The sequence below is a fragment of the Streptomyces milbemycinicus genome, assembly GCF_002154605.1.
GTDB classification, from domain to species: domain Bacteria; phylum Actinomycetota; class Actinomycetes; order Streptomycetales; family Streptomycetaceae; genus Streptomyces; species Streptomyces milbemycinicus.
This window is the reverse complement of the sequence record NZ_MUNE01000741.1, coordinates 1-23539: the sequence shown is the minus strand read 5'-3', so window position 1 is coordinate 23539 and position 23539 is coordinate 1. Positions and strand designations below refer to the sequence as shown.

Annotated in this window: 19 protein-coding genes; 12 read left to right on the top strand and 7 right to left on the bottom strand. The window is 69.9% G+C overall.

All coding sequences use genetic code 11. The features are described from left to right. From CCN51_RS44695 to CCN51_RS44675, 5 genes are all read right to left on the bottom strand, one after another. The coding region (locus tag CCN51_RS44695; protein WP_158104758.1) for a protein kinase at positions 1 to 1568 on the bottom strand (1568 nt) is incomplete at its 3' end. Between the two features lie 145 nt (positions 1569 to 1713). Then, entirely contained in the window at positions 1714 to 3726 is a 2013-nt protein-coding gene (locus CCN51_RS44690) for a serine/threonine-protein kinase (protein WP_086860874.1), read from the bottom strand. A 63-nt stretch (positions 3727 to 3789) separates the two neighbouring features. Further along, the gene (locus tag CCN51_RS44685; RefSeq protein WP_014172961.1) at positions 3790 to 4659 is read right to left on the bottom strand and encodes an ABC transporter permease; all 870 of its coding nucleotides are present in this window, start codon (positions 4657 to 4659) and stop codon (positions 3790 to 3792) included. Then, positions 4619 to 5473 (bottom strand): ABC transporter ATP-binding protein, encoded by an 855-nt coding sequence (locus CCN51_RS44680; RefSeq protein ID WP_014172962.1) that lies wholly within the window; start codon positions 5471 to 5473, stop codon positions 4619 to 4621. The genes CCN51_RS44685 and CCN51_RS44680 overlap by 41 nt, the downstream gene beginning before the upstream one ends. Then, positions 5470 to 5925 (bottom strand): MarR family winged helix-turn-helix transcriptional regulator, encoded by a 456-nt coding sequence (locus tag CCN51_RS44675; protein ID WP_014172963.1) that lies wholly within the window; start codon positions 5923 to 5925, stop codon positions 5470 to 5472. The genes CCN51_RS44680 and CCN51_RS44675 overlap by 4 nt, the downstream gene beginning before the upstream one ends. Before the next feature lie 176 nt (positions 5926 to 6101). Here CCN51_RS44675 and CCN51_RS44670 point away from each other — a divergent pair, with 176 nt between their 5' ends. From CCN51_RS44670 to CCN51_RS44660, 3 genes are read left to right on the top strand one after another with little or no spacing between them, the layout of a single operon-like run. Then, the gene (locus CCN51_RS44670) at positions 6102 to 6467 is read left to right on the top strand and encodes a bifunctional 3-phenylpropionate/cinnamic acid dioxygenase ferredoxin subunit (RefSeq protein ID WP_193383689.1); all 366 of its coding nucleotides are present in this window, start codon (positions 6102 to 6104) and stop codon (positions 6465 to 6467) included. After that, the gene (locus tag CCN51_RS44665) at positions 6464 to 7645 is read left to right on the top strand and encodes an NAD(P)/FAD-dependent oxidoreductase (protein WP_043485975.1); all 1182 of its coding nucleotides are present in this window, start codon (positions 6464 to 6466) and stop codon (positions 7643 to 7645) included. The genes CCN51_RS44670 and CCN51_RS44665 overlap by 4 nt, the downstream gene beginning before the upstream one ends. 56 nt (positions 7646 to 7701) lie before the next feature. Beyond that, positions 7702 to 8823 carry an aromatic ring-hydroxylating oxygenase subunit alpha gene (locus tag CCN51_RS44660; protein ID WP_014172967.1) on the top strand — a complete coding sequence of 374 codons (1122 nt, stop codon included), beginning with the start codon at positions 7702 to 7704 and terminating at the stop codon, positions 8821 to 8823. An 81-nt stretch (positions 8824 to 8904) separates the two neighbouring features. Here CCN51_RS44660 and CCN51_RS44655 read toward each other — a convergent pair whose 3' ends face one another. Beyond that, complete coding sequence (locus CCN51_RS44655; RefSeq protein WP_014172968.1) at positions 8905 to 9651, bottom strand: IclR family transcriptional regulator; 747 nt, start codon at positions 9649 to 9651, stop codon at positions 8905 to 8907. A 184-nt stretch (positions 9652 to 9835) separates the two neighbouring features. Between CCN51_RS44655 and CCN51_RS44650 the strand changes: the two genes are divergently transcribed. The 5 genes from CCN51_RS44650 to CCN51_RS44630 all read left to right on the top strand — a co-directional run bounded on the left by CCN51_RS44650 (position 9836) and on the right by CCN51_RS44630 (position 17078). After that, positions 9836 to 12274, top strand: a complete 2439-nt coding sequence (locus CCN51_RS44650; protein WP_014172969.1) for a GcvT family protein — start codon at positions 9836 to 9838, stop codon at positions 12272 to 12274. Positions 12275 to 12415: 141 nt separating this feature from the next. After that, entirely contained in the window at positions 12416 to 13432 is a 1017-nt protein-coding gene (locus tag CCN51_RS44645) for an alpha/beta fold hydrolase (RefSeq protein ID WP_014172970.1), read from the top strand. Positions 13433 to 13537: 105 nt separating this feature from the next. Then, positions 13538 to 15208: an NAD-dependent malic enzyme gene (locus tag CCN51_RS44640; RefSeq protein WP_014172971.1), complete on the top strand. Its 1671-nt coding sequence runs from the start codon at positions 13538 to 13540 to the stop codon at positions 15206 to 15208. Beyond that, positions 15208 to 16038, top strand: a complete 831-nt coding sequence (locus CCN51_RS44635) for a lyase family protein (protein WP_078610841.1) — start codon at positions 15208 to 15210, stop codon at positions 16036 to 16038. The genes CCN51_RS44640 and CCN51_RS44635 overlap by 1 nt, the downstream gene beginning before the upstream one ends. An 86-nt stretch (positions 16039 to 16124) precedes the next feature. Continuing rightward, on the top strand, positions 16125 to 17078 hold the full coding sequence (locus CCN51_RS44630; protein WP_014172973.1) for a DUF5996 family protein: 954 nt from the start codon (positions 16125 to 16127) through the stop codon (positions 17076 to 17078). 16 nt (positions 17079 to 17094) lie between these two features. Here the strand turns inward: CCN51_RS44630 and CCN51_RS44625 are convergent, their stop codons facing one another. Further along, positions 17095 to 18723, bottom strand: a complete 1629-nt coding sequence (locus CCN51_RS44625) for a glycoside hydrolase family protein (RefSeq protein WP_014172974.1) — start codon at positions 18721 to 18723, stop codon at positions 17095 to 17097. A 250-nt stretch (positions 18724 to 18973) separates the two neighbouring features. Between CCN51_RS44625 and CCN51_RS44620 the strand changes: the two genes are divergently transcribed. The 4 genes from CCN51_RS44620 to CCN51_RS44605 form a co-directional block, all read left to right on the top strand. Then, positions 18974 to 21529 carry a glycoside hydrolase family 2 gene (locus CCN51_RS44620; protein WP_014172975.1) on the top strand — a complete coding sequence of 852 codons (2556 nt, stop codon included), beginning with the start codon at positions 18974 to 18976 and terminating at the stop codon, positions 21527 to 21529. Between the two features lie 142 nt (positions 21530 to 21671). Then, entirely contained in the window at positions 21672 to 22568 is an 897-nt protein-coding gene (locus CCN51_RS44615; RefSeq protein WP_014172976.1) for a dioxygenase family protein, read from the top strand. Between the two features lie 176 nt (positions 22569 to 22744). Continuing rightward, complete coding sequence (locus tag CCN51_RS44610) at positions 22745 to 22972, top strand: ferredoxin (protein WP_014172977.1); 228 nt, start codon at positions 22745 to 22747, stop codon at positions 22970 to 22972. Continuing rightward, the coding region (locus CCN51_RS44605) for an NAD(P)/FAD-dependent oxidoreductase (RefSeq protein WP_158104757.1) at positions 22962 to 23539 on the top strand (578 nt) is incomplete at its 3' end. The genes CCN51_RS44610 and CCN51_RS44605, both read left to right, overlap by 11 nt.

The window sequence follows — 23539 nt, the reverse complement described above, 5'->3', positions numbered from 1 at the left end:
GGGGTGATCTGGCCCGGGGTGATCTGGCCCGGGGTGGCGTACGGGGCCTGGGGCGCCTGCCGGTTGGCGGCCGCGTTCGGGTCCGCGTACGAGCCCGGAACCGGGGCCCCGTTCGGGGCGGCCGGTCGGCCGGGGTCGATGTACAGGGCGCGGGTCGCATGCAGGTTCCGGCCGGCCTGGTTCGGGGTCAGACCTGCGCTCCGATCGGCCTGAGTGCCCAGGTCGGCCTGCAGGTTCGGGTCGGCATAAGGGTCTGGGGCAGTGCCGTTGGCGTCAGGGGCGGGGCGCGGGGCGCCTTCCACGTGCTCGGTGGTGGGGCCGTTCGGGACGTCGGCCGCGCCGGGGCGCGCGCTACGGGGCGCGGAGCCCTCGACGTTCGCCCGCGCGGCGGCGCGGGCGCCCGCCGCGTAGGCGGCGATCGCGCTGGCTCGTGCGGCGCGCTCGGCAGCCCCCTGCGGGTCGCCGGGCGCCGGGGCGGATGGGCGGCCGCCGGGGGCGAGTTCACCCGGCCGCGCTCCTGGTACGCCCCGCCCGGCGCCGTGAGTGCTGTTGGGGTCGCTCGGGCCCTCCGTCCGCCCGCCTTCGATGCGCTCGGCGGGGCGCCACTCCGAGCCGGGTGGCAGCCGCAACCCGGGGCCCGGGCCGGGCTGTTCGAGCGCACCGCGCGGCCCGGGGAGGCCGCCCTGCGCAGCGCGCGGCTCGCCCTCGCCCGGCGCCGTATCCGAAACACCCGGCACACCCCGCGCCCCCGGATCGCGCGGCGCGGGAAAGCCGCCCGCCGCGGAACGCCCCTCGACGGCCGGGCCCCCGGCCTCGCCGCCGTCGGCGTCGGCGTCGGAGCCGTGGTCAGCCGCCTCCGCCGGGGCGGAACGCCCGCCCCGCTCCGGCCTGTCGGCCGGACCGGCCGACGGCCGGGGCACCGGGTCGTACCCGCACAGCGCCTCCTCCGCGGCACCCGCCGCCAGCCCGGTGAGCATGGCGCGCCCGTCGTCGCAGACGAGGACGGTCCGGGCGGTGATGTTGCGGTGGATCCAGCCGTCGGTGTGCAGGGCGCGCAGCGCGGTGAGGATGTCATGGGCGAGTTCGGCGGCGCGGTACGGGGACAGCGTCCGCTCCGCGAGCAGCGCGGCCAGCGGCCGGCCGGCGACCAGTTCGCTGACGATCCACAGGCTCCCGGCCTCCACGAAGACATGGAAGACCTGATCCAGCCGCGGATGGTCGGGCACCTGCGCGGCCGCCGTCGCGGCCTCGATGGCGCGGCGCACCGCCGGGTCGCCGCCGCCGGTGCGGGCGCCGCGACCCATCCCGTTCGTACGCCCTAAAGCCCCCGAAGCCCCCGGGTACGCAGCCCCCGAGTACGCCGAAGCCCCGGGGCCGCCCGCCCCGTAGCGCCCGTCGTCGCCGACGACCTCCGCCTCGACGGTCTCCGGCAGCGGTATCTGCCTGAGGTGGACTTCCTGCCCGCTGTAGGTGTCGAAGGCGCGGGTCTCGACGAGTTCGTACTCATCGGCGGGCGGCAGGGGCAGGCGATAGCGGTCGGCGAGAACCCGACCCGCGTATTCGTCCACGAACCCTCCCCGAGCGCGCGATCCACACCCTCATCCGCACCGCGCGAAACCGTCAATCAGGGGCGTTTTGCCCGTCGTTGCCGCTGCGCACGGTCCACGGCCTCTCACGATACGTGCCGGGGGCGCCCCATGCCGACCGGAGTGTTCAGTCCGTGATATCGAAGGTGTCGAACGCGGTCTCGCGGAGCGTCTTGCACTCCTTCTCGTCCCACTTGCTCTTCTCGCACATGATCAAGATGGCGAAGCCATGCGTGCTGTCCACCTTGAAGCCACGGTTGAGCACCCGCACCCTCTTGCCGTCCTTGTCCCGCTCAAACTGCCAGTCGGCGACCGTCGGGTAGCCGTTCCACTCGACCGACGTTATGCCGAGCCCCTTGTACCCGGGCGTGCTCCCGCTCACGCTGTTCTTTTCCTGTGCGCGCCAGTCGGCCGCCGCGTCCGACTTCGGGGTGGGGGTGAAGTCCACCTGGATCCGCGGGATACCGGATCCGCCGTAGTAGATGCGGCTACCGCTCCAGGGGCCCTCGTGGGCCTTCCAGCCCTTGGGCATCGCCATGGTGAACGGGAAGTCGGAGCTCTTGACCGTCTCGTATCCGTCCGGCACCGAGCCCTTGCCGCCGCCCCCGTCGCCGTCCTTGCCCTTGCCCTTGTTGCCGTCGTCCGAGTCGCCGGAGCCGCCCTTGCCCTTGTTGCCGTCGTCCGACGGCTTCTCGGTGGACGTCTGCGGCTCCGGGGACTGGCTGGACGGCTGGCCGGACTGGTTGCCGGACTCCTTCCCGCCCCTCGTGCCGGCGCCCGTACTGGCCGAAGCCGTCGTACGGTCACCGGACTTGCCCTGGGAGTCGCCGTCGTCGCCACTCAGCACGATGGCGAGCACCGTGCCGACGACCGCGAGCGCCACGATCACCGCGATGATCACCAGCGTGCGCTTGGGCACCACGTCCGTCAGCGGGGCGCGTGGCGGCTGCGGGGCGGGCGAGCCCGCCGAGTCCGCAGGGCCCGACGAGCCCGCGGCGGCGGCCTTGGCCTTGGCGGGTTTGGCGGACTTGGCCGCCTTGGCGGGCTTGCCATCCGAGGACTTCTTCGCGGCGGAGCCGACGGATTCGGCCGAGTTGCCGGACGCCCCGGCGCCAACCGATCCGGCGGCGGCGCCGGCCGACGCCGCCGACGCCTTCCGTACGGAGCGCAGCGCACCGCGCACCCGGTCCGATGGCGCGTCGGACGGGGCGTCCTCGGGCGGGGCGGGCGGCAGGGTCATGGTGCGGGTGGCGTTGGCCGCCGCGGCCTTCGACCGGCCCTCGTCGGGGGCGTCCAGCGCCTGGGTCAGCAGCGCCCGCGCGCCCGCGTCGTCGAGCCGCCGCTCGGGGTCCTTGTCGAGCAGGCCGTAGATGACCTCTTCCAGCACGCCCGCGTTCTTCGGCTGGTCGACGGGCTCGGTCATCACGGCCGTGAGCGTCGCTATGGCGGTGGCCTTGTCGTACGGCGGCACGCCCTCCACCGCCGCGTACAGCAGGCCGCCCAGCGACCACAGGTCGGCCGGCGGGCCGGGCTTGTGGCCGCGGGCGCGCTCGGGCGAGATGTAGGAGGGCGCGCCGACGAGCATGCCGGTCGAGGTGACGGAGGGGTCGCCCTCGACCTGGGCGATGCCGAAGTCGGTGAGCACGACGCGGCCGTTCTGTCCGAGCAGCACGTTCGCGGGTTTCACATCGCGGTGGATGACGCCGACTGAGTGCGCGGCCGACAGGGCGTCCACGACGGCGAGACCGATCCGCGCGGCCTCGGCGGGCGGCAGAGCCCCGCGCCGCAACACCTTGTCCAGGGCCTCGCCACGGACCAACTCCATGACGATCCAGGGCAACCCGTCCTCGACGACCACGTCATGGATGGCGACCGCGGCGGGATGCTCGACGCGCGCGGCGGCGCGGGCCTCGCGGTAGAGGCGTTCGGCGGTCCGGTGGAAGGTGGGATCCTCGGGGTCGCCGGAGATTTTCGGCTGCTTGACGGCGACCTCACGGTCGACGAGCTCATCATGCGCCCGCCATACGGTACCCATGCCACCGGAGCCGATACGCTCGGCGATCCGGTAACGGCCGCCTATCAGCCACCCCTCGATTCCCGCGCGTCCCGCGCGTCCACCGCTGTCGCTGCCGTAGCTCATGCCCCATCAGTACCGTGTGGGTTCTTGCCTTGTCGACGCGGGGCCGACTTTCCCGGCCCGCGGTCAGCGCGCCAGCCGCCCCAGCAGCGAGGAGGCCGCCGCGATACCGGCCGCCGCGGCCAGCACCAGGACGAGGTAGTCGAGTGCGAGATGATGCGGTGTGCCGAGCAGCAGTCCGCGCAACGCGTCGACCTGGTAGCTCAGCGGATTGGCGGTGCTGACGGCCTGGAGCCAGCCGGGCATGAGCGCCACCGGATACAGCGCGTTGGAGCCGAAGAACAGCGGCATGGTGATGGCCTGCCCGATGCCCATCAGCCGGTCGCGGGTCAGCACGATCCCCGCGATGGTCATCGACAGACAGGAGAAGAAGGCGGAGCCCAGGATCACCGCGACGGCCACCCCGAGCAGCCGCAGCGGATTCCAGGTCAGCGCCACCCCGAGCAGCGCCGCGATGACGATCACCACGACCGCCTGGATCAGCGCCTTCACCCCGGCGGCGAATGCCTTGCCGGTGATCAGGGCGGCTCGCGGGGTCGGGGTGACCAGCAGTTTGGTGAGGATCCCGGCGTCCCGCTCCCAGATGATCTGGATCCCGTAGAAGATGGCGATGAACATCGCGGACTGGGCGATGATGCCGGGCGCGAGATAGTCGATATACGGTGTGCCGCCGGTCGGTATGGCCTTGAGCCGGGTGAACGTCTCACCGAAGATCAGCAGCCAGAGGGCGGGCTGGACGGCCCGGGTGTACAGCTCGGTGCGGTCGTGCCGCAGCTTCTGCAGCTCGACCACGCACATCGCGCCGACCCGCGCGGGCAGCATCCGCCAGCCGGTGCGGGGGCGCGGCGGCGTCAGCAGGGGATCGGGCCGGCCGTCCGGCGCGAGCCCGACGGTCTCAGCCGACCCGTGACGCGGTGCGACGGGTGCTTCGGACATCGCGGAAGTCTCCTCCCTGCTCATCGAGACCGCTGCCGGCGACGTCCCGGAAGACGTCCTCCAGGGTCGGGTCGGGATCGGTCTTCCCCTCCGCCCGGCGGCGGTCGGCCAGCTCGGAGCGGAGTTCCTCCGGCGTTCCGAGGGCGTGGATCCGGCCGCGGTGCATCAGCGCGACCCGGTCGCAGTACTGGTCGGCCTCGTCCATGTAGTGCGTGGTGACCAGCACGGTCATCCCGGTGGCCGTCCGTACCGCGTTGATGTGCTCCCATACGCTGGTCCGGGCGATCGGGTCGAGGCCGATCGTCGGCTCGTCCAGCATCAGCAGCCGGGGGGCGCTGACCAGGGCCTGGGCCAGTTCGAGGCGGCGGACCATGCCGCCGGAGTACGTCTTGGCGAGCCGGTCGGCCGCTGCGGTGAGATCGACCGCCTCCAGCGCCCGCGCCACACGGGCGGCGCGCTCCCGGCGGGTGACATCGAAGACGCGGGCGAACAGCTCCACGTTCTCCCGGCCGGTGAGCCCGGCGTCGGCGGACAGCTGCTGCGGTACGTAGCCCAGCAGCCGGCGGACCGCCATCCGCTCCTTCGCCGCGTCGTGCCCGAACACCCGCACCATGCCGGCGGGGACCGGCAGCAGGGTGGTGATGCAGCGGATCGCGGTGGTCTTGCCCGCCCCGTTGGGTCCGAGCAGCCCGAAGACCTCGCCCGGCCGGACCGACAGCTCCAGGCCGTCGACCGCCTTGGTCTCCCCGAACGCATACCGCAGCCCCTCGCAGACGAGCGCGGGCACAGCGGTGGTTTCCCGGACGTCGGTCATATCCCATCCACCTCCTCATGAAGGTTCTCGGCCAGTTTGCGCAGCGCCGGAACGGCGGCGGCCAGCGCCGCCCGGTCGCTCTCGGACAGCCGCGCCACCTGCTCGCGGACCAGCGCGCCGCGCCGTACCTGCCACACCCGCAGCCGGGCCTCGGCGGCGGGGGTGGCCGTCAGCAGCCCGGAGCGCCGGTCCTCGGGGTCGGTCTCGCGGTGCAGATAGCCGGCCTTCACCAGCTGGTTGACCAGGGTGGAGACCGAGTTGCCCGCGAGGTAGAGCTCCTTGGCCGCGGCCGACACCCGGATCCGGGGACAGGCCACGACCAGCCGCAACAGGTCCACCTGGGCACCGCGCAGCCGCGGCTCCGTCATCCCGGCCCGCAGCCGCCGCCGGATCAGCCGCTGGACTCCGGCCAGCACATCGGCGAACGAGTCGGGGAAATCCTCTGTGGCCATGCCTCCACATTACCTCTCAATGAGAGGTAATTGCCGAAGGGGAGGTCAGCCCAGGTGACCGATGCGATGGCTGATCTCCTCGGTGCCCTTGTCGGCTCCTTGACAAGGGATATGGCCGACTTCACACTGACGTTGCGCATGGCGCAGTCGGTTTCATTATACGCATCGAGGTGGTCGTGATGATTCCCGTGTGCCGTCTCGCCGATCTGCCGCGAGGCGAGGCCTTCCGGTTCGAGAACATCCCTCCCATAGCGGTGTTCCACACCGATGCCGGTGAGGTCTATGCCATCGACGACACCTGCACCCACCAGGACGCCTCGCTGTCCGACGGCTGGCTGGAGGGGTGCGAGGTCGAGTGCCCGCTGCACGCCTCGAAGTTCGATCTGCGCACGGGCCGGGTGGACGCCCCGCCGGCCAAGCTCCCCGTGCGCGCCCACCAGGTCGTTGTCGAGGACGGCATGATCTACGTGCAGCTGTCCCAGGACGCGCCCAACCTCCCGCCCTGCGTCGCCCACCGCCTGGCCGGCGAGGGAGCCGCATGAGGACCGTGGCCATCGTCGGTGCGTCGCTCGCCGGACTGTCGGCCGCCCGCGCACTGCGCAGCCAGGGATACGACGGACGCCTCGTCATTCTCGGCGAGGAGGCCCATCGCCCCTACGACAGGCCGCCGCTGTCGAAGGAGTTCCTGGCCGGAGAGATGCCGGAGTCCGCCCTCGCGCTCGAGACGGACGACGAAGCCCTCGACGCCCACTGGATGCTCGGCGCACGCGCCGTCGGCCTCGACCGCTCCGACCGCGCGATACGGCTGTCGGACGGTGGCACGGTCCGCGCCGACGGGGTGGTGGTGGCCACCGGAGCGGCGGCCCGCACCCTGCCCGCGGGAGGTGGCCTCGCCGGTGTCCATGTGCTGCGCACCCTCGACGATGCCCGCGCGCTGCGCGAGGACCTGGCGCGCGGCGGCACCCTCGTGGTGGTGGGCGGCGGGTTCATCGGTGCCGAGGTCGCCTCGACGGCCCGTGCGCTGGGCCTCGAGGTCACCGTTGTGTCGGCCACGCCGACCCCGCTCGCCGGGCCGCTCGGACCCGGGATGAGCGGGCTCGTCTCCACCCTCCACGCCGACCACGGCGTCCGGTTGCTGTGCGGCACGGGCGTACGGGGGCTCAGTGGCGGGGACCGGGTGGAGGCGGTGCTGCTCGAGGACGGCCGCCGCCTCGCGGCTGACACCGTCGTCGTCGGGGTGGGTGCACGCCCCTGCGTCGAATGGCTCGAAGGTTCGGGCGTGGCGCTGGAGGACGGTGTGCGGTGTGACGCCGGCGGCGGCACGAGCGTTCCGGGCGTCGTCGCGGTCGGCGACTGCGCGGCCTGGTACGACCCCGCGGTGGGGGCACACCGCCGGGTCGAGCACTGGACCGGGGCGCTGGAGCGCGCGGCGGCGGCCGTGACCACCCTGCTCTCCGGCGGCGCTTCCGCCCCCGAGCCCGTCCGCGCTCCGTACTTCTGGTCCGACCAGTACGGTGTCCGCCTCCAGTTCGCCGGATACTCCGCCGAAGCGGACCGGGTGACGATCGAGGAGGGCGCGGCAGACGACCGCAGCTTCCTGGCCGTCTCCTGGCGCGCGGACCGCCCGGTGGCGGTGCTCGGCGTGAACCGGGCCAGGCCGTTTATGCGCTGGCGCCGTCGGCTGGCCACGGAGGCGGTGCAGCGGGCCGGATCCTTCTGAGGCGCAGGCCTCCCAACGTGTCAGCCCCTTCCACGACGTAGCCCTCAAGGAGCACCGTGACCGCGACCAGTCTGCCCCCCAGCTTGATCCGCACGTTGTCGGGGGAGCACTACACCGATCCCGCGATCTTCGCGCTCGAGCAGGAGCGTGTCTTCGAGGCCATGTGGTTCTGTGTGGCCCGCTCGGCCGATCTGGCCGAGCCGGGTCAGTTCCGTACGTATCAGGTCGGGCGGGAGAGCGTGTTGATCTCCCGTTCGCGGGACGGTTCGGTCAAGGGCTTCTTGAACATCTGCCGCCACCGGGGCGCGAAGCTGTGCCTGGAGGCGTCGGGTGAGGTCAAGCGGGCCTTCCAGTGCCCATACCACGCCTGGACCTACGGTCTGGACGGAAAGCTCGTCGCGGCCCCGAATCTGACGTCGATGCCGGATATCGACCGGGGGGAGTACGGCCTGGTCAATGTGCATATCCGGGAGTGGCTGGGCTATGTGTGGGCGTCACTGGCCGACGCTCCCCCGTCGTTCGAGCAGGACGTGATCGGCGCGGTGATCGAGCGTCTGGGCGATGTGGCGGCGATCGACAACTACCGCATCGAGAACCTTGAGGTGGGTCGGCGGATCACCTATGACGTCAAGGCCAACTGGAAGCTCATCGTCGAGAACTTCATGGAGTGCTACCACTGCGCCACCATCCACCCCGAACTGACGGAGGTGCTGCCTGAGTTCGCCGATGGGTACGCGGCTCAGTACTACGTCGGTCACGGCGCGGAGTTCGGCGCGGATGTCCAGGGGTTCACCGTCGACGGCGGTGAGGGCCTTGACCGGATCCCCGGCGTCGGGGAGGACCAGGACCGGCGTTACTACGCGATCACCGTCAGACCGCAGGTCTTCATCAACCTGGTGCCGGACCATGTGATCTTCCACCGGATGTATCCGATGGCACCCGACCGGACGGTCGTGGAGTGCGACTGGCTGTATCTGCCGCATGTGGTGGAGAGCGGTCAGGACGTGACCCGTTCGGTCGAGCTGTTCCACCGGGTCAACCAGCAGGACTTCGACGCCTGCGAGCGCACCCAGCCCGCGATGAGCTCACGGGCCTATGCCAAGGGCGGCGTGCTGGTGCCCAGCGAACACCACATCGGCGCATTCCACACCTGGCTGCAGAACAAGCTGAGCGCCTGACCCCCGTGGGCGAACTCGCCGACCGCGGCGAGTACTGGCCGGGCCGGCAAGGGCGCCCCACCGAGCCGGGGCGCGGGAGGCTCAGCCCAGGTAGCCCAGCCGGTGGCTGATCTCCTCCGCACCCCCGACGAGTGCCGGCGCGACCTCGCGCATCCGCTCCTCCGTGAAGCGGTACGCCGGCCCCGACGCACTGATCGCGGCGACGACCTCGCCCTCCCACGACCGGATCGGGGCCGCCATGGCGTGCAGCCCGACCTCGAGCTCTTCGAACGTCACCGCGTAACCACGATCCCGCGCCTCGGCGAGGTTCTTCTCCAGCTTCGTCTTGGCGGTGATGGTGTGCGGGGTCAGCTTCTTCATGCCGAACTCCCCCAGCAGGTCGGCGCGGTCCTTCGCGGGCAGGTGGGCCAGCAGGATCTTGCCGCTCGAGGTGGCGTGCGGCGGGGTGAGCTGCCCGACCCAGTTGTGTGCGCCGACCGCACCGGGGCCGCGCACCTGGTAGAGGTTGACCGCGTAGTGCTCCTGGAGCACGCCGATGTTGACGGTCTCGCCGATCTCCTCGGCGAGCCGTTCGCACACGGGTCGGCTCTGCTGGGTGACGTCGATACGGCTGGTGACCGCGCCGGCCAGGCGCACGATTCCAAAGCCCAGACGGTATTTGCCGCGCTCGGTGGCCTGCTCCACCAGACCGCGTGACTCCAGCGCTCCGAGCAGGCGGAACGCGGTCGACTTGTGCACGTCAATCTCGGCTGCGACTTCACTGACGCCCGCCTCGCCACGCTGGGCCAGGATCTCCAAGACGCTCACGGCGCGGTCGACGGACTGCACGCCGGTTGCTGCGGGGCCGGCTGTTTCGTTAGCTGCCGCATGGTTGCTCATAGCGCAACTATATGCGCTGCACTTCACGGGAAAGCGACCTGCCGCGCGACCCCTTGACAGCAACCAGGGGGCCCTGCACCGTGAGTTGCATAATGCGATGCACGTTGCATAAACAGCAACCGGAGGTTATGCGATGGCGGGACCGCGCGTGGTCATCATCGGAGCGGGCGTCGTAGGGGCCGCTCTGGCCGACGAGCTCTCCACCCGGGGCTGGACGGACATCACGGTCGTGGACCAGGGCCCGCTGCCCGCCACCGGCGGATCCACGTCCCACGCCCCGGGCCTGGTGTTCCAGACCAATTCCTCGAAGACCATGACCGAACTGGCCCGTTACACCGTGGAGAAGTTCTGCTCCCTCGAAGTTGCCGGGCAGCCCTGTTTCCTCCAGGTCGGCGGCCTCGAAATCGCCACCACCCCCGAGCGGCTGGCCGAGCTGCGCCGCCGGCACGGCTGGGTGACCTCCTGGGGCGTCGAGGCCCGGCTGATCGGCCCGGACGAGTGCGTCGAGCTGCATCCGCTGGTCGACCGCGAGCGTGTGCTCGGCGGACTGCTCGTCCCCACGGACGGCCTGGCCAAGGCCGTACTCGCGGTTGAGGCACAGCTGACGGCCGCCCGGGAGCGCGGCGTACGAACCCTCGGCCGTCACGAAGTCCTCGACATCCGCGAGGAGGACGGCCGCGTCAGCGCCGTGGTCACCGACCATGGCGAGATCCCCGCGGACATCGTCGTCTGCTGCGCCGGCATCTGGGGCCCCAAGGTCGCCCGCATGGTCGGGATGAACCTTCCCCTGACACCGCTGGCCCACCAACTCGCCTGGACCGGCCCCGTTCCCGCCCTCGCCGGGCAGGCCGAGGAAGCCGTCCGCCCGATCCTCCGCCACCAGGACGCCGACCTCTACTACCGCGACCGCTTCGATCAGCTCGGCATCGGCTACTACGGCCACCGCACGATGCCGGTGTCGCCCGACGACATCGCCTCCGTCGACTCCGCCGAGCACATGCCGTCTGTGCTCCGCTTCACCAAGGACGACTTCACCGACGCCTGGAGCGAGACCCAGGCCCTCCTGCCCGCCACCAAGGACGCCAAGATCGAAGAGGGCATCAACGGCCTCTTCTCCTTCACCACCGACGGGCTTCCGCTGCTCGGTGAGTCGCCCGACGTCAAGGGCTTCTGGGTCGCCGAGGCCGTATGGGTCACCCACTCCGCCGGCGTCGGCCGCGCCGTGGCCGAATGGCTGGTCGACGGCCACTGCACATCCTTCGACCTGCACGAATGCGATGTCAACCGCTTCGAACCGCATCAGCTCGCCCCCGAGTACGTACTCGCGCGAGACTGCCGGAACTTCGTCGAGGTCTACGACATCCTGCACCCCCTGCAGCCCACCGGCGCGCCCCGGCCCCTGCGCACCAGCCCGTTCCACCCCCGCCAGCAAGAACTCGGCGGCTACTTCCTGGAAGCCTCCGGCTGGGAGCGGCCCCAGTGGTACGCCACGAACGAGGCCCTGCTGAAGGGGCGGAACATCCCCACGCCGAACGACTGGGCCGCCCGCTACTGGTCGCCCATCGTCGGCGCCGAGGCCCAGGCGACGCGCGAGTCCGTCGCCCTGTACGACATGACGGCGCTCAAGCGGCTCGAGGTCACCGGCCGCGGGGCCGCCGGCCTCCTCCAGCGGATGACCACCGCCAACGTCGACAAGTCCGTCGGCTCGGTCACGTACACCCTGATGCTCGACCACAACGGCGGCATCCGCAGCGACATCACCGTCGCCCGCCTGGGCCGCGGCCACTTCCAGGTCGGCGCAGGCGGCAACCTGGACCTGGACTGGCTCACCCGCCACCTGCCCGAGGACGGATCCGTCACCGTCCGCGACATCACCGGCGGCACCTGCTGCATCGGACTGTGGGGCCCAAAGGCCCGCGATATGCTCCAGCCGCTGGCCGACCAGGACTTCTCCAACGCGGGGCTGCGCTACTTCCGCGCCCGGAAGGCCCACATCGGCCCCGTCCCCGTCACGGCAATGCGGCTGTCCTACGTCGGGGAGCTGGGCTGGGAGCTCTACACCACCGCGGATATGGGCCTGAAGCTCTGGGACACCCTGTGGGAGGCGGCCCGGCCGCACGGCGGGATCGCGGCCGGGCGGGGCGCGTTCAACAGCCTGCGCCTGGAGAAGGGCTACCGGTCCTTCGGGACCGATATGACCTACGAGCACGACCCCTACGAGGCCGGCGTCGGCTTCGCCGTCAAGATGGACAAGGGCGACTTCATCGGCCGTGCCGCACTGGAGCGGCGGGCCGCCGACGTCCGGCGCCGGCTGGTCTGCCTCACCATCGACGACCCGCACGCCGTGGTCATGGGCAAGGAGCCCGTCTACGACGGGGCCCGCCCGGTCGGCTATGTCACCAGCGCCGCCTACGGCTACACGATCGGCAAGGGGATCGCGTACGCATGGCTGCCCGCCGACCTGGCCACCGCGGGACGCTCCCTGACCATCGGCTACTTCGACCAGCGCGTCCCCGCGGCCGTCGCCGAGGAGCCCCTGTTCGACCCGAACATGCAGCGCCTGCGCGGCTGAGAAGGAGACGGGCCCGTGACCGCGACCATCCTCGACGGCCATGTGTCCGGGCGCGAAATCACTCGGGCGGAGCAGTGTTTGCCCCGCCCGTGTTGCGCCGTCACTCCGGCGACTGTTGGGTGACAGCGAGGAGACTCGCCGATGGACATACCCGAGGGAATCTCACACAGCCGTCGCCACTTCCTTGGCGCCGCTGCCGCGACCGCTGTGGCGGCCCAATTCGCCATGACCGGCGATACGCTTGCGCGGTCCGGGATCGACACCTCCTTTGGCCCGGTGAAGCAGATCAAGGCCGGGGATCTGAATGTGGGGTACGTCGAAGCCGGACCCGCGAGCGGACCGCCGGTCGTACTGCTGCACGGCTGGCCCTATGACATTCACAGCTATGTCGAGGTCGCGCCCCTGCTCGCGGCCAAGGGATACCGGGTGGTCGTCCCCTATCTGCGCGGCCATGGCACCACGCGTTTCCTTTCCGGCAAAACGCCCAGGGACGCCCAGCAATCGGCATTCGCTCTCGACATCATCGCCCTGATGGACGCCCTCGAGATCGATCGGGCCATCCTCGCCGGCTACGACTGGGGGTCGCGGACGGCCGACATCATCGCGGCGCTCTGGCCGGAGCGCTGCAAGGCGCTGATCTCCGTCACCGGCTATCTGATCGTCAATGTCGAAGCCAACAGGTTCCCGACGCCGCCCAAAAGCGAATGGGCATGGTGGTACCAGTATTACTTCGCCACGGAAAGAGGCGTGCGGGGTCTCAGGAAGTACCGCCACGATCTGGCGAAGCTGGTGTGGAAATTCAACTCCCCGACCTGGAAATTCAGTGACGCGACCTTCGACCGCACCGCAGCGGCATTCGACAACCCCGATTACGTGAGCATCGTGATCGACAATTACCGCTGGCGGCTCGGTCTGGCCAAGGGCGAGCCCCGGTACGCCGCCATCGAAAAACGTCTCGCCGCGGCCCCGGTCATCAAGGTGCCGACGATCACCATTGACGGAGCCTACGATCCCTTCACGCCCCCGGGACACGGATCGGCCTATCGCAAGAAGTTCGTGGGCAAATACGCGCACCAGACCCTCAAGGTGGGACACAACGTTCCCCAGGAGGCTCCGCGAGCGTTCGCGGCGGCGGTCGTCGAGGTCGACGGATTCTGAGTCGCCGGCCGGTCGGCTGGTGGTTAGCCTGAAAGTCCTGCTGTGGTCGCCCGCACAGTCACCCCGCGTCGGACGTGGGACGGGATACGCACAGAGGAGAATCCCATGACCGAGACCCGTCGGCGGACCCCGGCCACCCCCGCCGCTCTGGCCGATCCGCCACGTAACCACGGCGTCGCCTTCACCCAGGAGGAGCGGGACGCCCTCGGCCTCACCGGACGGCTGCCGTCCGGGGTCCTCACCCTCGACCAGCAGGCTCAGCGCGCCTATCAGCAGATGAATGCGCAGGGTGGCGACCTGGCCAAGAATGTTTATCTGGAGCAGTTGCACGACCGCAACGAGACCCTGTACTTCAAGGTTCTCTCCGATCATCTGGCGGAACTGCTGCCCATCGTCTACGACCCCACCGTGGGCGAGGCGATCGAGAAGTACTCCAACGAATACCGCCGCCCTCGAGGCATCTTCCTGTCCATTGATCGACCGGAGGACATGGAGCGGGCCTTCGCCACGCTTGAACTCGGGCCCGAGGACGTCGATCTGATCGTGTGCTCCGACGCGGAGCAGATCCTGGGCATCGGCGACTGGGGCGTCGGAGGTATCCAGATCGCGGTCGGCAAGCTGGCGGTGTACACGGCGGCTGCCGGTGTGGATCCGCGCCGGGTCGTGCCCGTATCGCTGGACGTGGGTACGGACCGAAAGTCACTGCTGGACGACCCGCTGTATCTGGGCAACCGGCACCCCCGCGTCCGCGGCGCCGACTACGACGCGTTCATGGAGAAGTACCTGGAGACCGCGTCGTCCTTGTTCCCCCACGCCTTGCTGCACTTCGAGGACTTCGGCCCCAGCAACGCGCGACGGATCCTGGAGCAGTACGGCCGGCGCTACCGGATCTTCAACGACGATATGCAGGGGACGGGCGCGATCACGCTCGCCGCCGCGCTGTCGGCCGTCAAGGTGAGCGGTGTGCGGATGCGGGACCAGAGGCTGGTCGTCTTCGGGGCCGGCACCGCGGGGGTGGGCATCGCCGATCAGCTGCGCGACGCGATGGTCCGCGACGGCGCGGATCGGGGGCAGGCCACCGGACAGGTGTGGCTGATCGACAAGCAGGGGCTGCTCATCCGGGGCATGGCCGATCTACGTGACTTCCAGCAGCCCTACGCACGCGATCCCGCCGAGGTCGCGGACTGGGCGAGGGACGACGGCGCGATCTCGCTGCTGGAGACCGTGCGCCGGGTCAAACCCACCATCCTGCTGGGCACTTCCACCGTGCACGGAGCGTTCACCCGCGAGGTCGTCCAGGCCATGTCCGAGGGCACGGAGCGGCCGATCGTCCTCCCGCTGTCCAATCCCACCTCACGGATCGAGGCCATGCCCGCCGATGTCATCGCCTGGTCCAAGGGAAAGGCGCTGGTCGCCACCGGTATCCCCGTTGCGCCCGTGGAGTACGGCGGTGTGACCTACCGGATCGGGCAGGCGAACAACGCCCTGCTGTACCCGGGTCTTGGCCTGGGCACGATCGTCTCCGGAGCGTCCCAGGTGACCGCGGGCATGTTGCTCGCGGCGGCCCAGGCGGTCGCGGACCAGGTCGATGCGAGCGGGCCGGGCGCCTCTCTGCTGCCGCCCGTCGAAAACCTCCGCGAGTCCTCGGCGATCACCGCGACCGCCGTGGTCAAGGCTGCGCTCGACGAGGGAGTGGCCACCTGCAAGCCGGCCGATGTCGCGGACGCCGTCCGGGAGGCCATGTGGCAGCCCGCGTACACCGCCGGAGCGACGTGATGACCGCGCGCCGCTCCGGCGTCGGTCAGGCTGAGAAGGCCGAGAAGGCCGGGGACGGCGAGGCCCCGAAGATCCTCGATGTCCCCGTCGGCCTGGCCGCGACCGGCACCCGGCGGGAGACCGACTCGATGGGCGCCATCGACGTGCCCGCCGATCGCTACTGGGGAGCGCAGACCCAACGGTCCTTGATCCACTTCTCCATCGGCGACGACCGGATGCCGACGGCGGTCTACCGCGCGTACGGCCACGTCAAGAAGGCCGCCGCCATCGTCAACGGGCGCACCGGACGCCTCCCGGCCTGGAAAAGCGAGCTGATCCAGCGGGTGGCCGACGAAGTCATCGGGGGCAAGCTGGACGAGCACTTCCCGCTGTATGTGTGGCAGACGGGCTCCGGGACCCAGTCGAATATGAACACCAACGAGGTGATCTCCAACCGCGCCATTCAGCTGGTCGGCGGGGAGCTGGGCAGCAAGTCCCCCATCCACCCCAACGACCACGTCAACATGGGGCAGTCCTCCAACGACACTTTCCCCACCGCCATGCACATCGCCGCGGTCAAGGAGGTCCACGAACATCTGCTGCCCAGTGTGCGGGCGCTGCACCACGCCATCGAGGCCAAGGCACGGCAGTGGCAGGACGTGGTGAAGATCGGCCGCACCCATCTGGAGATCGGCTACGACAGGGCCTCGGCAATCGCCCACAAGGCCGACGACGAGGGCACCACGTTGCGCGAGGCCGCACTGGCGTCCGGCTATATCAGCGCGGAGGACTTCGACCACATCGTCAAGCCCACCGCCATGGTCGGCCGGGAGAAATCCCGGTCGGCGTAGCAGAATGGGTACGAGGTGGCATCGCGGTCCATCGCGGTGGCCCCCGGGCGACTCGCCGTTCCCATCGATGAGTTGGGAGGTCCGTCGTGAGCACATCCATCCGCGTATGGCCACGGCTGGTCTACGAGGAACTGGCTCCCATGGTTGCCTTCGTGAACCGATTGGTGCAGGTCGCGGGCAAATACACCCTCGACGAGCCGTTCGAAGTCGGCTGGGGAAACATCGTCCTCGATGTCACACCCCGTGGGCTCAGGACACCAACGCTCCGGAAGCGAGATGTGACCTTCACCGTGCATTACCGTCTGCTCGACGGCGACGTGGTCATCGAGGCGGACTCGGGCACACGGACCGTGCCGTTGTTCGACGAATCGCTGGCCGCGTTCTACGCGTCGTTCTGCCATGCGGTGGGCGACCTCGGCATTCGCCGCCCGGGCTCCTCGTTGATCTGCGAGATTCCCGATGCCCCGGCGACCTTCGGAGACGATCGCGTCGAACGCCACTGGGATGACCGCACCGCTGGGCTGATCTGGAGCGCGCTGAACCTCGCCGCCGGCGGTCTCGAGGCGTGGCAGGCGCCCTTCCAAGGCCACCGCCCCCGGGTCGGTGTGATGTGGGGCGGTTTCGACCTCTCCGCCACGCGCCACCGCGCACGGCCCACCGCGCCACCGGCCCAAGTCCCGGCGTTTCAGCAGAACGCCCAGATCGAGGAGTACATGGCAGTGGGATTCGCGTTCGGCACCCCCGATGCGCCGGATCCAGGCATGTACGCCTACATCTGGCCCCAGCCGGACGGCCTCGAGGGCCGGTCCTGGGGGGTCGACGGCGCGGCCTGGAATCCCGACGCCGGTCTGGTTCTGCTGCCGTGGGCCACGCTCAGGGACACACCCAACCCGCACCAGTCCATCGTCGCATTCGGTGACGCCGTCTACGACGCCGCCGTGGAGACAGCGGGCTGGCCATCGGACCTCGTCGGGCCCCGCTGCGACGGTTGGTACATGAGCAGGACACCACCTTCCCTGGCCGAGGCCCGGCACCACTGACGTCCGCCGCTATCGTCTACGGCCGACGGCCGGAGCGGGCCGTGACGGACACATTGCCGAACTTCGCCCTGCCGGTGTTCGTCGAGGTTTGGAGGCCGACGAAGCCGGCCGCCGGTATCAGGGTGGGGTCGACGACGGACAGGACGAGCCGGTCGTCGTCGTAGAGATCCAGCTGTGAGCCGTTGAGCGTGAATCTCAGCTGGTGTGTCGTGCCGGTCCCGATGTCGGAGGCGGTGCCCACGCTCGCGAGTTTGGTGTTCACCCCGTCGGCCATCACGCCGATCGCGTACTTGTTGCCCCATGACGCGATGCCCGCGTAGTAGTAGCTGTCGCGGTCGGTGTGGCGTGCGAGAAGGACGTTGTCACGGTCGGCGACCCGTTCGCTGATCGGTGTGACCGACGCCGACACCGTGTAGTCCAGGGAGTTGATCCGCGCGTTCCCCTGAAGTGTCTGGCAGTGCCCGTCCGGAGCGTTGCCCAGGGACACCGCGCACCCGTCGCGCACCTCGAACGACGCCCCGCCTGGCACCTGCCAGTCCTGGGTCATGCACCATTTGGCCGGGTCGACGATCGGCACATGATCGTTCCAGACGGCGAGATTGATGGTCTCGGTCCACTCGGGGAGATGGTTCTTGGTGTTGTAGTAGAGGTACTCCCTCCCCTCGTGCTCCACGACGAACTGGCGATAGATCATCCTGTCCTCGGGGCCGCCCGCGACACCGAGGTCGAGGTCCATGGCGGCACGGTCGAGCCGCCAGCCGATGCCGTCGCGGGAGATGAGCCGGCCGCCCCGGGACGGGTAGTCCGCCTGCCAGCCGACGATCCGCGTCTCATAGTCGCCGTTGCGCAATCTGCGGACATTGGGGCCGCCCACCCCCAACGACGCCCATCCGCCGTCGCCCATGGGCCGGATGACGGGGTTGCCCGGGTACTTCGTCCAGGGACCCGCCGGATGCTCCGCGGTGGCGTAGCAGATGTACTCGGGTTCGCCTCCGGCAGAGGCGATCTTGCCTGCGGTGTACCACATCTTCCATAAGCGTGCGGTTTCGTCGTACATGAGCGAGGAGTTGTAGATCCAGCGGTCTTCCCAGGGCATGGTCGAGGTCAGTACGACGCCGTGCTTCTCCCAGGGGCCCGCCGGGTCGCTCGCCGTCGCGTAGTGGATCTGGCCGTTGCCGTCGCCCGCCACCCCGAAGTAGGTCATATGCCACCGCCCGCCCTGATGGACGACGCTGGGCTGGTTGAGCGCGTTGCTCTCGGACGGCAGGGTGGGCGTCAGCACGGGGTCGGCGGCCTTGGTCCAGTGGCTGCCGTCGTCGCTGGTCGCATAGCCCACGGCATGCAGCGATCCGTACCACATCTTGAACAGCGGCCCGCCGCCCTCGCCGTACACCAGGCAGGGGTCCTGCATCAGGGAGCTCTCCCAGGGCAGTGACCGGCTCAGGATCACACCCTGCCGTTCCCAGCCGCCGATCGGTGAGAAGTCGTCGCGCAGCACGACCTCCTCCCGGGGGCCCTGGCGCGGGGCCGCCTCCGCCGGGGAAGGGGGCCCGGCCAGCGTTCCCAGCAGCGCGCTCCCGGTGACGGCTCCGGCGCCGTGGAGGAGAAGGCCACGCCTGCTGACCCCAGTGGTCTCATCGGTCATGTCGATCTCCTCACCACGTTGTCGTTGCCCGGCCGGGAGCGTGTTCATGGTCTGGACTTGAGGTCGGGAGCCGTGCTCTTATGCCAACTGCTCCTGATGACAACGTTGTACAGACTGAAGCACCGAGCCGCCACCCTTCCTCAGCCAAGGAGGATTCGTGCGCATCAGATCGTTCAGTCCGTTCCGTCCATTGAGACCGTTAAGGCGGTCCAGAGCGCTGAGAAACCGAATCGCCCTGCTCATCGCGGCCGTGCTGGGGGTCGCGGGACTGACCGCCGCACCCGCCGCGACGGCCGCGGACGATCCCCCCGAGGTCCATGGCCTCAAGGGCGAGTACTACACCCAGTCCGCCCCCGGCGCCTTCGACTTCCATGAGCTCAAGGCCACCGGATTCGACCCGCGGCTGGACTTCGACTCCCTGGAGTCCCGGCTCAGTTCGGCCACCGGCCGGTCGGACGACGTCAGCGTCCGCTGGACCGGCCGGATCGTGCCGGAGAAGACCGGTCCCACCACCTTCTCGATCACCGGGGACAACGGCTTCCGCCTCTGGGTCGGCGGCAAGCTCGTCATCGACCACTGGGTCGACGACTGGGACCGCGAACAGACCAGCGAGCCCGTGGAGTTGACCGCGGGCACGGCGTACGACATCAAGGTCGAGTACTTCGAGCACTACGGGGGCTCCAGCCTCCATGTGCGCTGGACACCGCCCGGCGGCACGAAGACGGCCATCCCGCAGTCCGCCTTTCTGCTGCCCGAGGGCTACGACTACAACGGCGCCATCGCCACCACGGTCCTCAAGGACGGCCGGACGCTGAGGCTCGACTTCGTCCAGAAGCTCCAGACGCCGCCTGCCGAACTCGCCGACCACCTGACCGCCGTGATCGGCGGTGCCACCTGGCCACTCGGCGAGGCCCGGCTGAACCAGGCCGACCCCACATCGCTGCTGGTCGCGCTCAAAGAGCCCGTCGTCGGTAACAAGACCGGCACCGCCCGCGGCACCGCCGATGTCCGCTACGACGGCACGGGCGGTCTGACCGGCACCGATGGCAACGTTGTCAGATCCTTCTGGAGCAGCGGGGCCAACCACTCGACATACGAACTGCGCACCCGGTGGGCCGACGATGTCACCCCGGGCAACGCCCACCGCGAGTACCCCAGACCGCAGCTGACCCGTGGCGACTGGCAGAACCTCAACGGCACCTGGCAGTTCGCCGCGGCCAAGGCCGGCGAGCAGCCGCCGGTGGGCAGGGACCTCGCCGAGAAGATCCTCGTCCCGTACCCCGTCGAGTCCCAGCTGTCGGGCCTCGAACGGCACGAGGACCGTATGTGGTACCGGCGCACCTTCACCGTCCCGGCCGACTGGCACATCGGCTCCGGCAAGCGTCTGCGGCTGAACTTCGGCGCGGTCGACTGGCGTACGGAGGTCTATGTCAACGGCACCAAGGTCGCCGATCACCAAGGCGGCTACGACAAGTTCGGCGCCGACATCACCGACGCCCTCAAACCGGGCCGTACCCAGGAGCTGATCGTCGGCGTCTACGACCCGACCGACGCCACGAGCGGTGAGAACCCGCCCCTCGGCAAGCAGCGCCTCGACCCCAGTGGCATCTGGTACACGCCCTCCTCGGGCATCTGGCAGACGGTGTGGCTGGAGCCGGTCGCCGCCGACCACGTCGATTCCCTCAAGCTCACCCCGGATGTGAGCGCGGGCACCCTGACGGTCGAGCCGCGGGGCGTACGGGACGGCCTTCCGGTCACGGCGACGGCGTACGAAGGCAAACGGCCCGTGGCCACCGCCACCGGGCGCAGCGGCACCCCGCTCACCCTGAAGATCCGCAACGCGCGCCTGTGGTCGCCCGACGATCCGTTCCTGTACGACCTGAAGGTGAGCGTCGGCTCCGACCGCGTCGGCAGCTACTTCGGTATGCGCTCCATCGCGGTCGAAAAGGTGAACGGCACCCCGCGTACCGTTCTCAACGGCAAGCCGGTGTTCATGATGGCCACCCTCGACCAGGGCTTCTGGCCGGACGGTCTGCACACCGCGCCGAGCGACGAGGCCCTGGCCTACGACCTTCGGATGCACAAGGACATGGGCTTCAACGCGGTCCGCAAGCACATCAAGGTCGAACCGGACCGCTGGTTCTACTGGGCGGACCGGCTGGGCCTGCTCGTATGGCAGGACATGCCCGCGATGACCGCGGGGGTGAACCCGGACGCGGCGTCCCGCGCCGAGTACGAGCGCGAGATGAAGCAGATGATCGACGAGCACATCAGCAGCCCGTCGATCGTCATGTGGGTCACCTTCAACGAGGGCTGGGGCCAGTACGACATGGCCCGCATCGCCGACCAGGCCAAGGCCTGGGACCCGACCCGTCTGATCAACAGCATGTCGGGCCTCAACCTCGGTGCGGACGGCGGCACCGGCGACATCATGGACGAACACGGCTATCCGAGCCCCGCGCTGCCACCACATCCGGACGGCGAACGCGCCCTGGTCAGCGGCGAGTACGGCGGCCTCGGCCTGGCCGTACCCGGACACGCCTGGTCGGTCCAGCAGTCCTATGTCGACGTCGACCCGGCCACCTACACCGACGACTACCTCACCAAAATGGCCGAGGTGCACGCCCTGGCCTGCCGCGGCGGCAACGGCGCGGTGTACACCCAGATCACGGACGTCGAGGGCGAGCTCAACGGGCTGCTCACCTACGACCGCAAGGTCGTCAAGCCCGACGTACGCCGGCTCAAGGCGGCCCACGAGGCGTTGATCGACGACGTGTCGCGGGCGACCCCCGCCAACTGCGCCTGACCCGAAGCCGCCCGGCGGACGTCTCCCGTCCCGCCGGGCGGCCCCGTCCGTGTCCTCGCGCGGCCTGTCCATGGAACGCGTTCCCCGGTCGGCACACCGGGAACACTCCGACCACCACGCCGCCCCGAGGAGGTTCCTCCACATGACCACCACTCCCGCCGTGTCGGACCAACAGCCCGGGACCGAGGACGAGTTGGTCCGCACGGTGCTCGCATCGTTCCGGAACACACCGGATCCCCGCCTCAAAGAGGTGATGCGGGCCCTGGTGCTCCATCTGCACGCCTTCATCCGCGAGGTCCGCCTGACCGAGGCCGAATGGCAGCAGGCCATCGACTTCCTCACCGCGGCCGGACACATCGCCACCGACCGCCGCCAGGAGTTCGTACTGCTGTCGGACGTCCTCGGCGCGTCCATGCAGACCATCAACGTCAACCACGAAGCCACCGCCGACGCCACCGAAGCCACGGTGGTCGGCCCCTTCTTCGTCGAGGACTCCCCCGAGATCCCCCTGGGCGGCGACCTGGCCGCCGGCGCCCCGGGAGAGCCCTGCTGGGTCGAGGGCACCGTCACCGACACCGACGGCAACCCCGTCCCCGGCGCACGCCTGGAGGTGTGGGAAGCCGACGAGGACGGCCGCTACGACGTGCAGTACGACCACGGCAACCTCGCCGGCCGGGCCCACCTGTACACCGACGACAAGGGCGGTTACGCCTTCTGGGGGCTCACCCCCACGCCGTACCCCATCCCCCACGACGGGCCCGTCGGAGCCCTGCTCGACAAGACCGCGCGCTCGCCCCTGCGCGCCGCGCATCTGCACATCATGGCCACCGCACCGGGCCTGCGCACCCTCGTCACCCACATCTTCGTCGAGGGCGACAGCCTGCTCGACTCCGACGCCGTGTTCGGCGTCAAGGAATCCCTCGTCAAGCGATTCGAACGGCAGCCGGCCGGCACACCGGCTCCCGACGGACAGGACCTCTCCGGGAAGAGCTGGTCCCGCGTGCGGTTCGACATCGTGCTGCCCCCGCAGAGCGCATGACGAGCCGGCGGGCCCCTTCCCGGCGGTGAAGCGCTCGACCCGCAGGGCGCTCCCGCTTTGCGATCCACTCCTCAGGGGTCAATCCTGGAGGAGAGGCATGCCGACCGATCGTGTGGACCGAGCACAGGGCCGCACAGCCTGCGGCGACCGCGGCCCGAGCAGGGAGCGGGTTCCAGATGAGACTTGTCGTCGACCTCAATCGGTGCCAGGGATTCGCGCAGTGCGTATTTCTCGCCCCGGACGTGTTCGCCCTGAACGGCGAAGAGGCGCTGCTGTTCTCGCCGCAGTTCGACGAGGCGCAGCGCGAGCTGGTGGAACGGGCCGCGGCGGCCTGCCCGGTGCAGGCCATCCTCGTCGACTACTCCGACGAGCCGACGAAGGGGGTGGAGCCCCGTGTCGGCTGAGAGCGACGTCGAGGTCCTTCGGCGAGAGGGCCGCATCGTGGTCGTCGGTGCCTCGCTGGCCGGTCTGCGCGCGGCGGAGACCCTGCGTGACATGGGGTTCACCGGGTCCCTGACCATGATCGGCGATGAGCCGTACGAGCCGTACGATCGGCCGCCGCTGTCCAAGCAGGTGTTGCTGGGGCGGGCACACGCCGAGGACACCGCGCTGCCGCGGCGGCGCGATATCGATGCCGAGTGGCGGCTGGGTGTCGCCGCCGAGAGCCTGGACCGGGATGCCAAGCAGGTACGCCTGGCCAACGACGACACGGTCGTCTACGACCGGCTGCTGATCACCACCGGAACCAGGGCCCGCCCCTGGTTCTACCCCGAACAGGAGGCGCTGGACGGGGTGTTCGTGCTGCGTACCCGCCACGACGCCGCCCGGCTGTACCGGAAGCTGGCCGCCGGGCCGTCCCGGGTGCTGGTGATCGGCGCCGGTTTCACGGGGTCCGAGGTCGCCTCCGCCTGCCGGGAACGGGGCCTGGAGGTCACCGTCGTCGAGCGCGGCCCGACACCGCTGGTGGGCGC

Excerpts from the sequence above, each read along its gene's own strand:
- CCN51_RS44690 (WP_086860874.1), bottom strand. The coding sequence starts at position 3,726 with ATGAGCTACGGCAGCGACAGCGGTGGACGCGCGGGACGCGCGGGAATC.
- CCN51_RS44685 (WP_014172961.1), bottom strand. The coding sequence starts at position 4,659 with ATGTCCGAAGCACCCGTCGCACCGCGTCACGGGTCGGCTGAGACCGTC.
- CCN51_RS44680 (WP_014172962.1), bottom strand. The coding sequence starts at position 5,473 with ATGACCGACGTCCGGGAAACCACCGCTGTGCCCGCGCTCGTCTGCGAG.
- CCN51_RS44675 (WP_014172963.1), bottom strand. The coding sequence starts at position 5,925 with ATGGCCACAGAGGATTTCCCCGACTCGTTCGCCGATGTGCTGGCCGGA.
- CCN51_RS44665 (WP_043485975.1), top strand. The coding sequence starts at position 6,464 with ATGAGGACCGTGGCCATCGTCGGTGCGTCGCTCGCCGGACTGTCGGCC.
- CCN51_RS44650 (WP_014172969.1), top strand. The coding sequence starts at position 9,836 with ATGGCGGGACCGCGCGTGGTCATCATCGGAGCGGGCGTCGTAGGGGCC.
- CCN51_RS44645 (WP_014172970.1), top strand. The coding sequence starts at position 12,416 with ATGGACATACCCGAGGGAATCTCACACAGCCGTCGCCACTTCCTTGGC.
- CCN51_RS44640 (WP_014172971.1), top strand. The coding sequence starts at position 13,538 with ATGACCGAGACCCGTCGGCGGACCCCGGCCACCCCCGCCGCTCTGGCC.
- CCN51_RS44635 (WP_078610841.1), top strand. The coding sequence starts at position 15,208 with ATGACCGCGCGCCGCTCCGGCGTCGGTCAGGCTGAGAAGGCCGAGAAG.
- CCN51_RS44625 (WP_014172974.1), bottom strand. The coding sequence starts at position 18,723 with ATGACCGATGAGACCACTGGGGTCAGCAGGCGTGGCCTTCTCCTCCAC.
- CCN51_RS44615 (WP_014172976.1), top strand. The coding sequence starts at position 21,672 with ATGACCACCACTCCCGCCGTGTCGGACCAACAGCCCGGGACCGAGGAC.
- CCN51_RS44610 (WP_014172977.1), top strand. The coding sequence starts at position 22,745 with ATGAGACTTGTCGTCGACCTCAATCGGTGCCAGGGATTCGCGCAGTGC.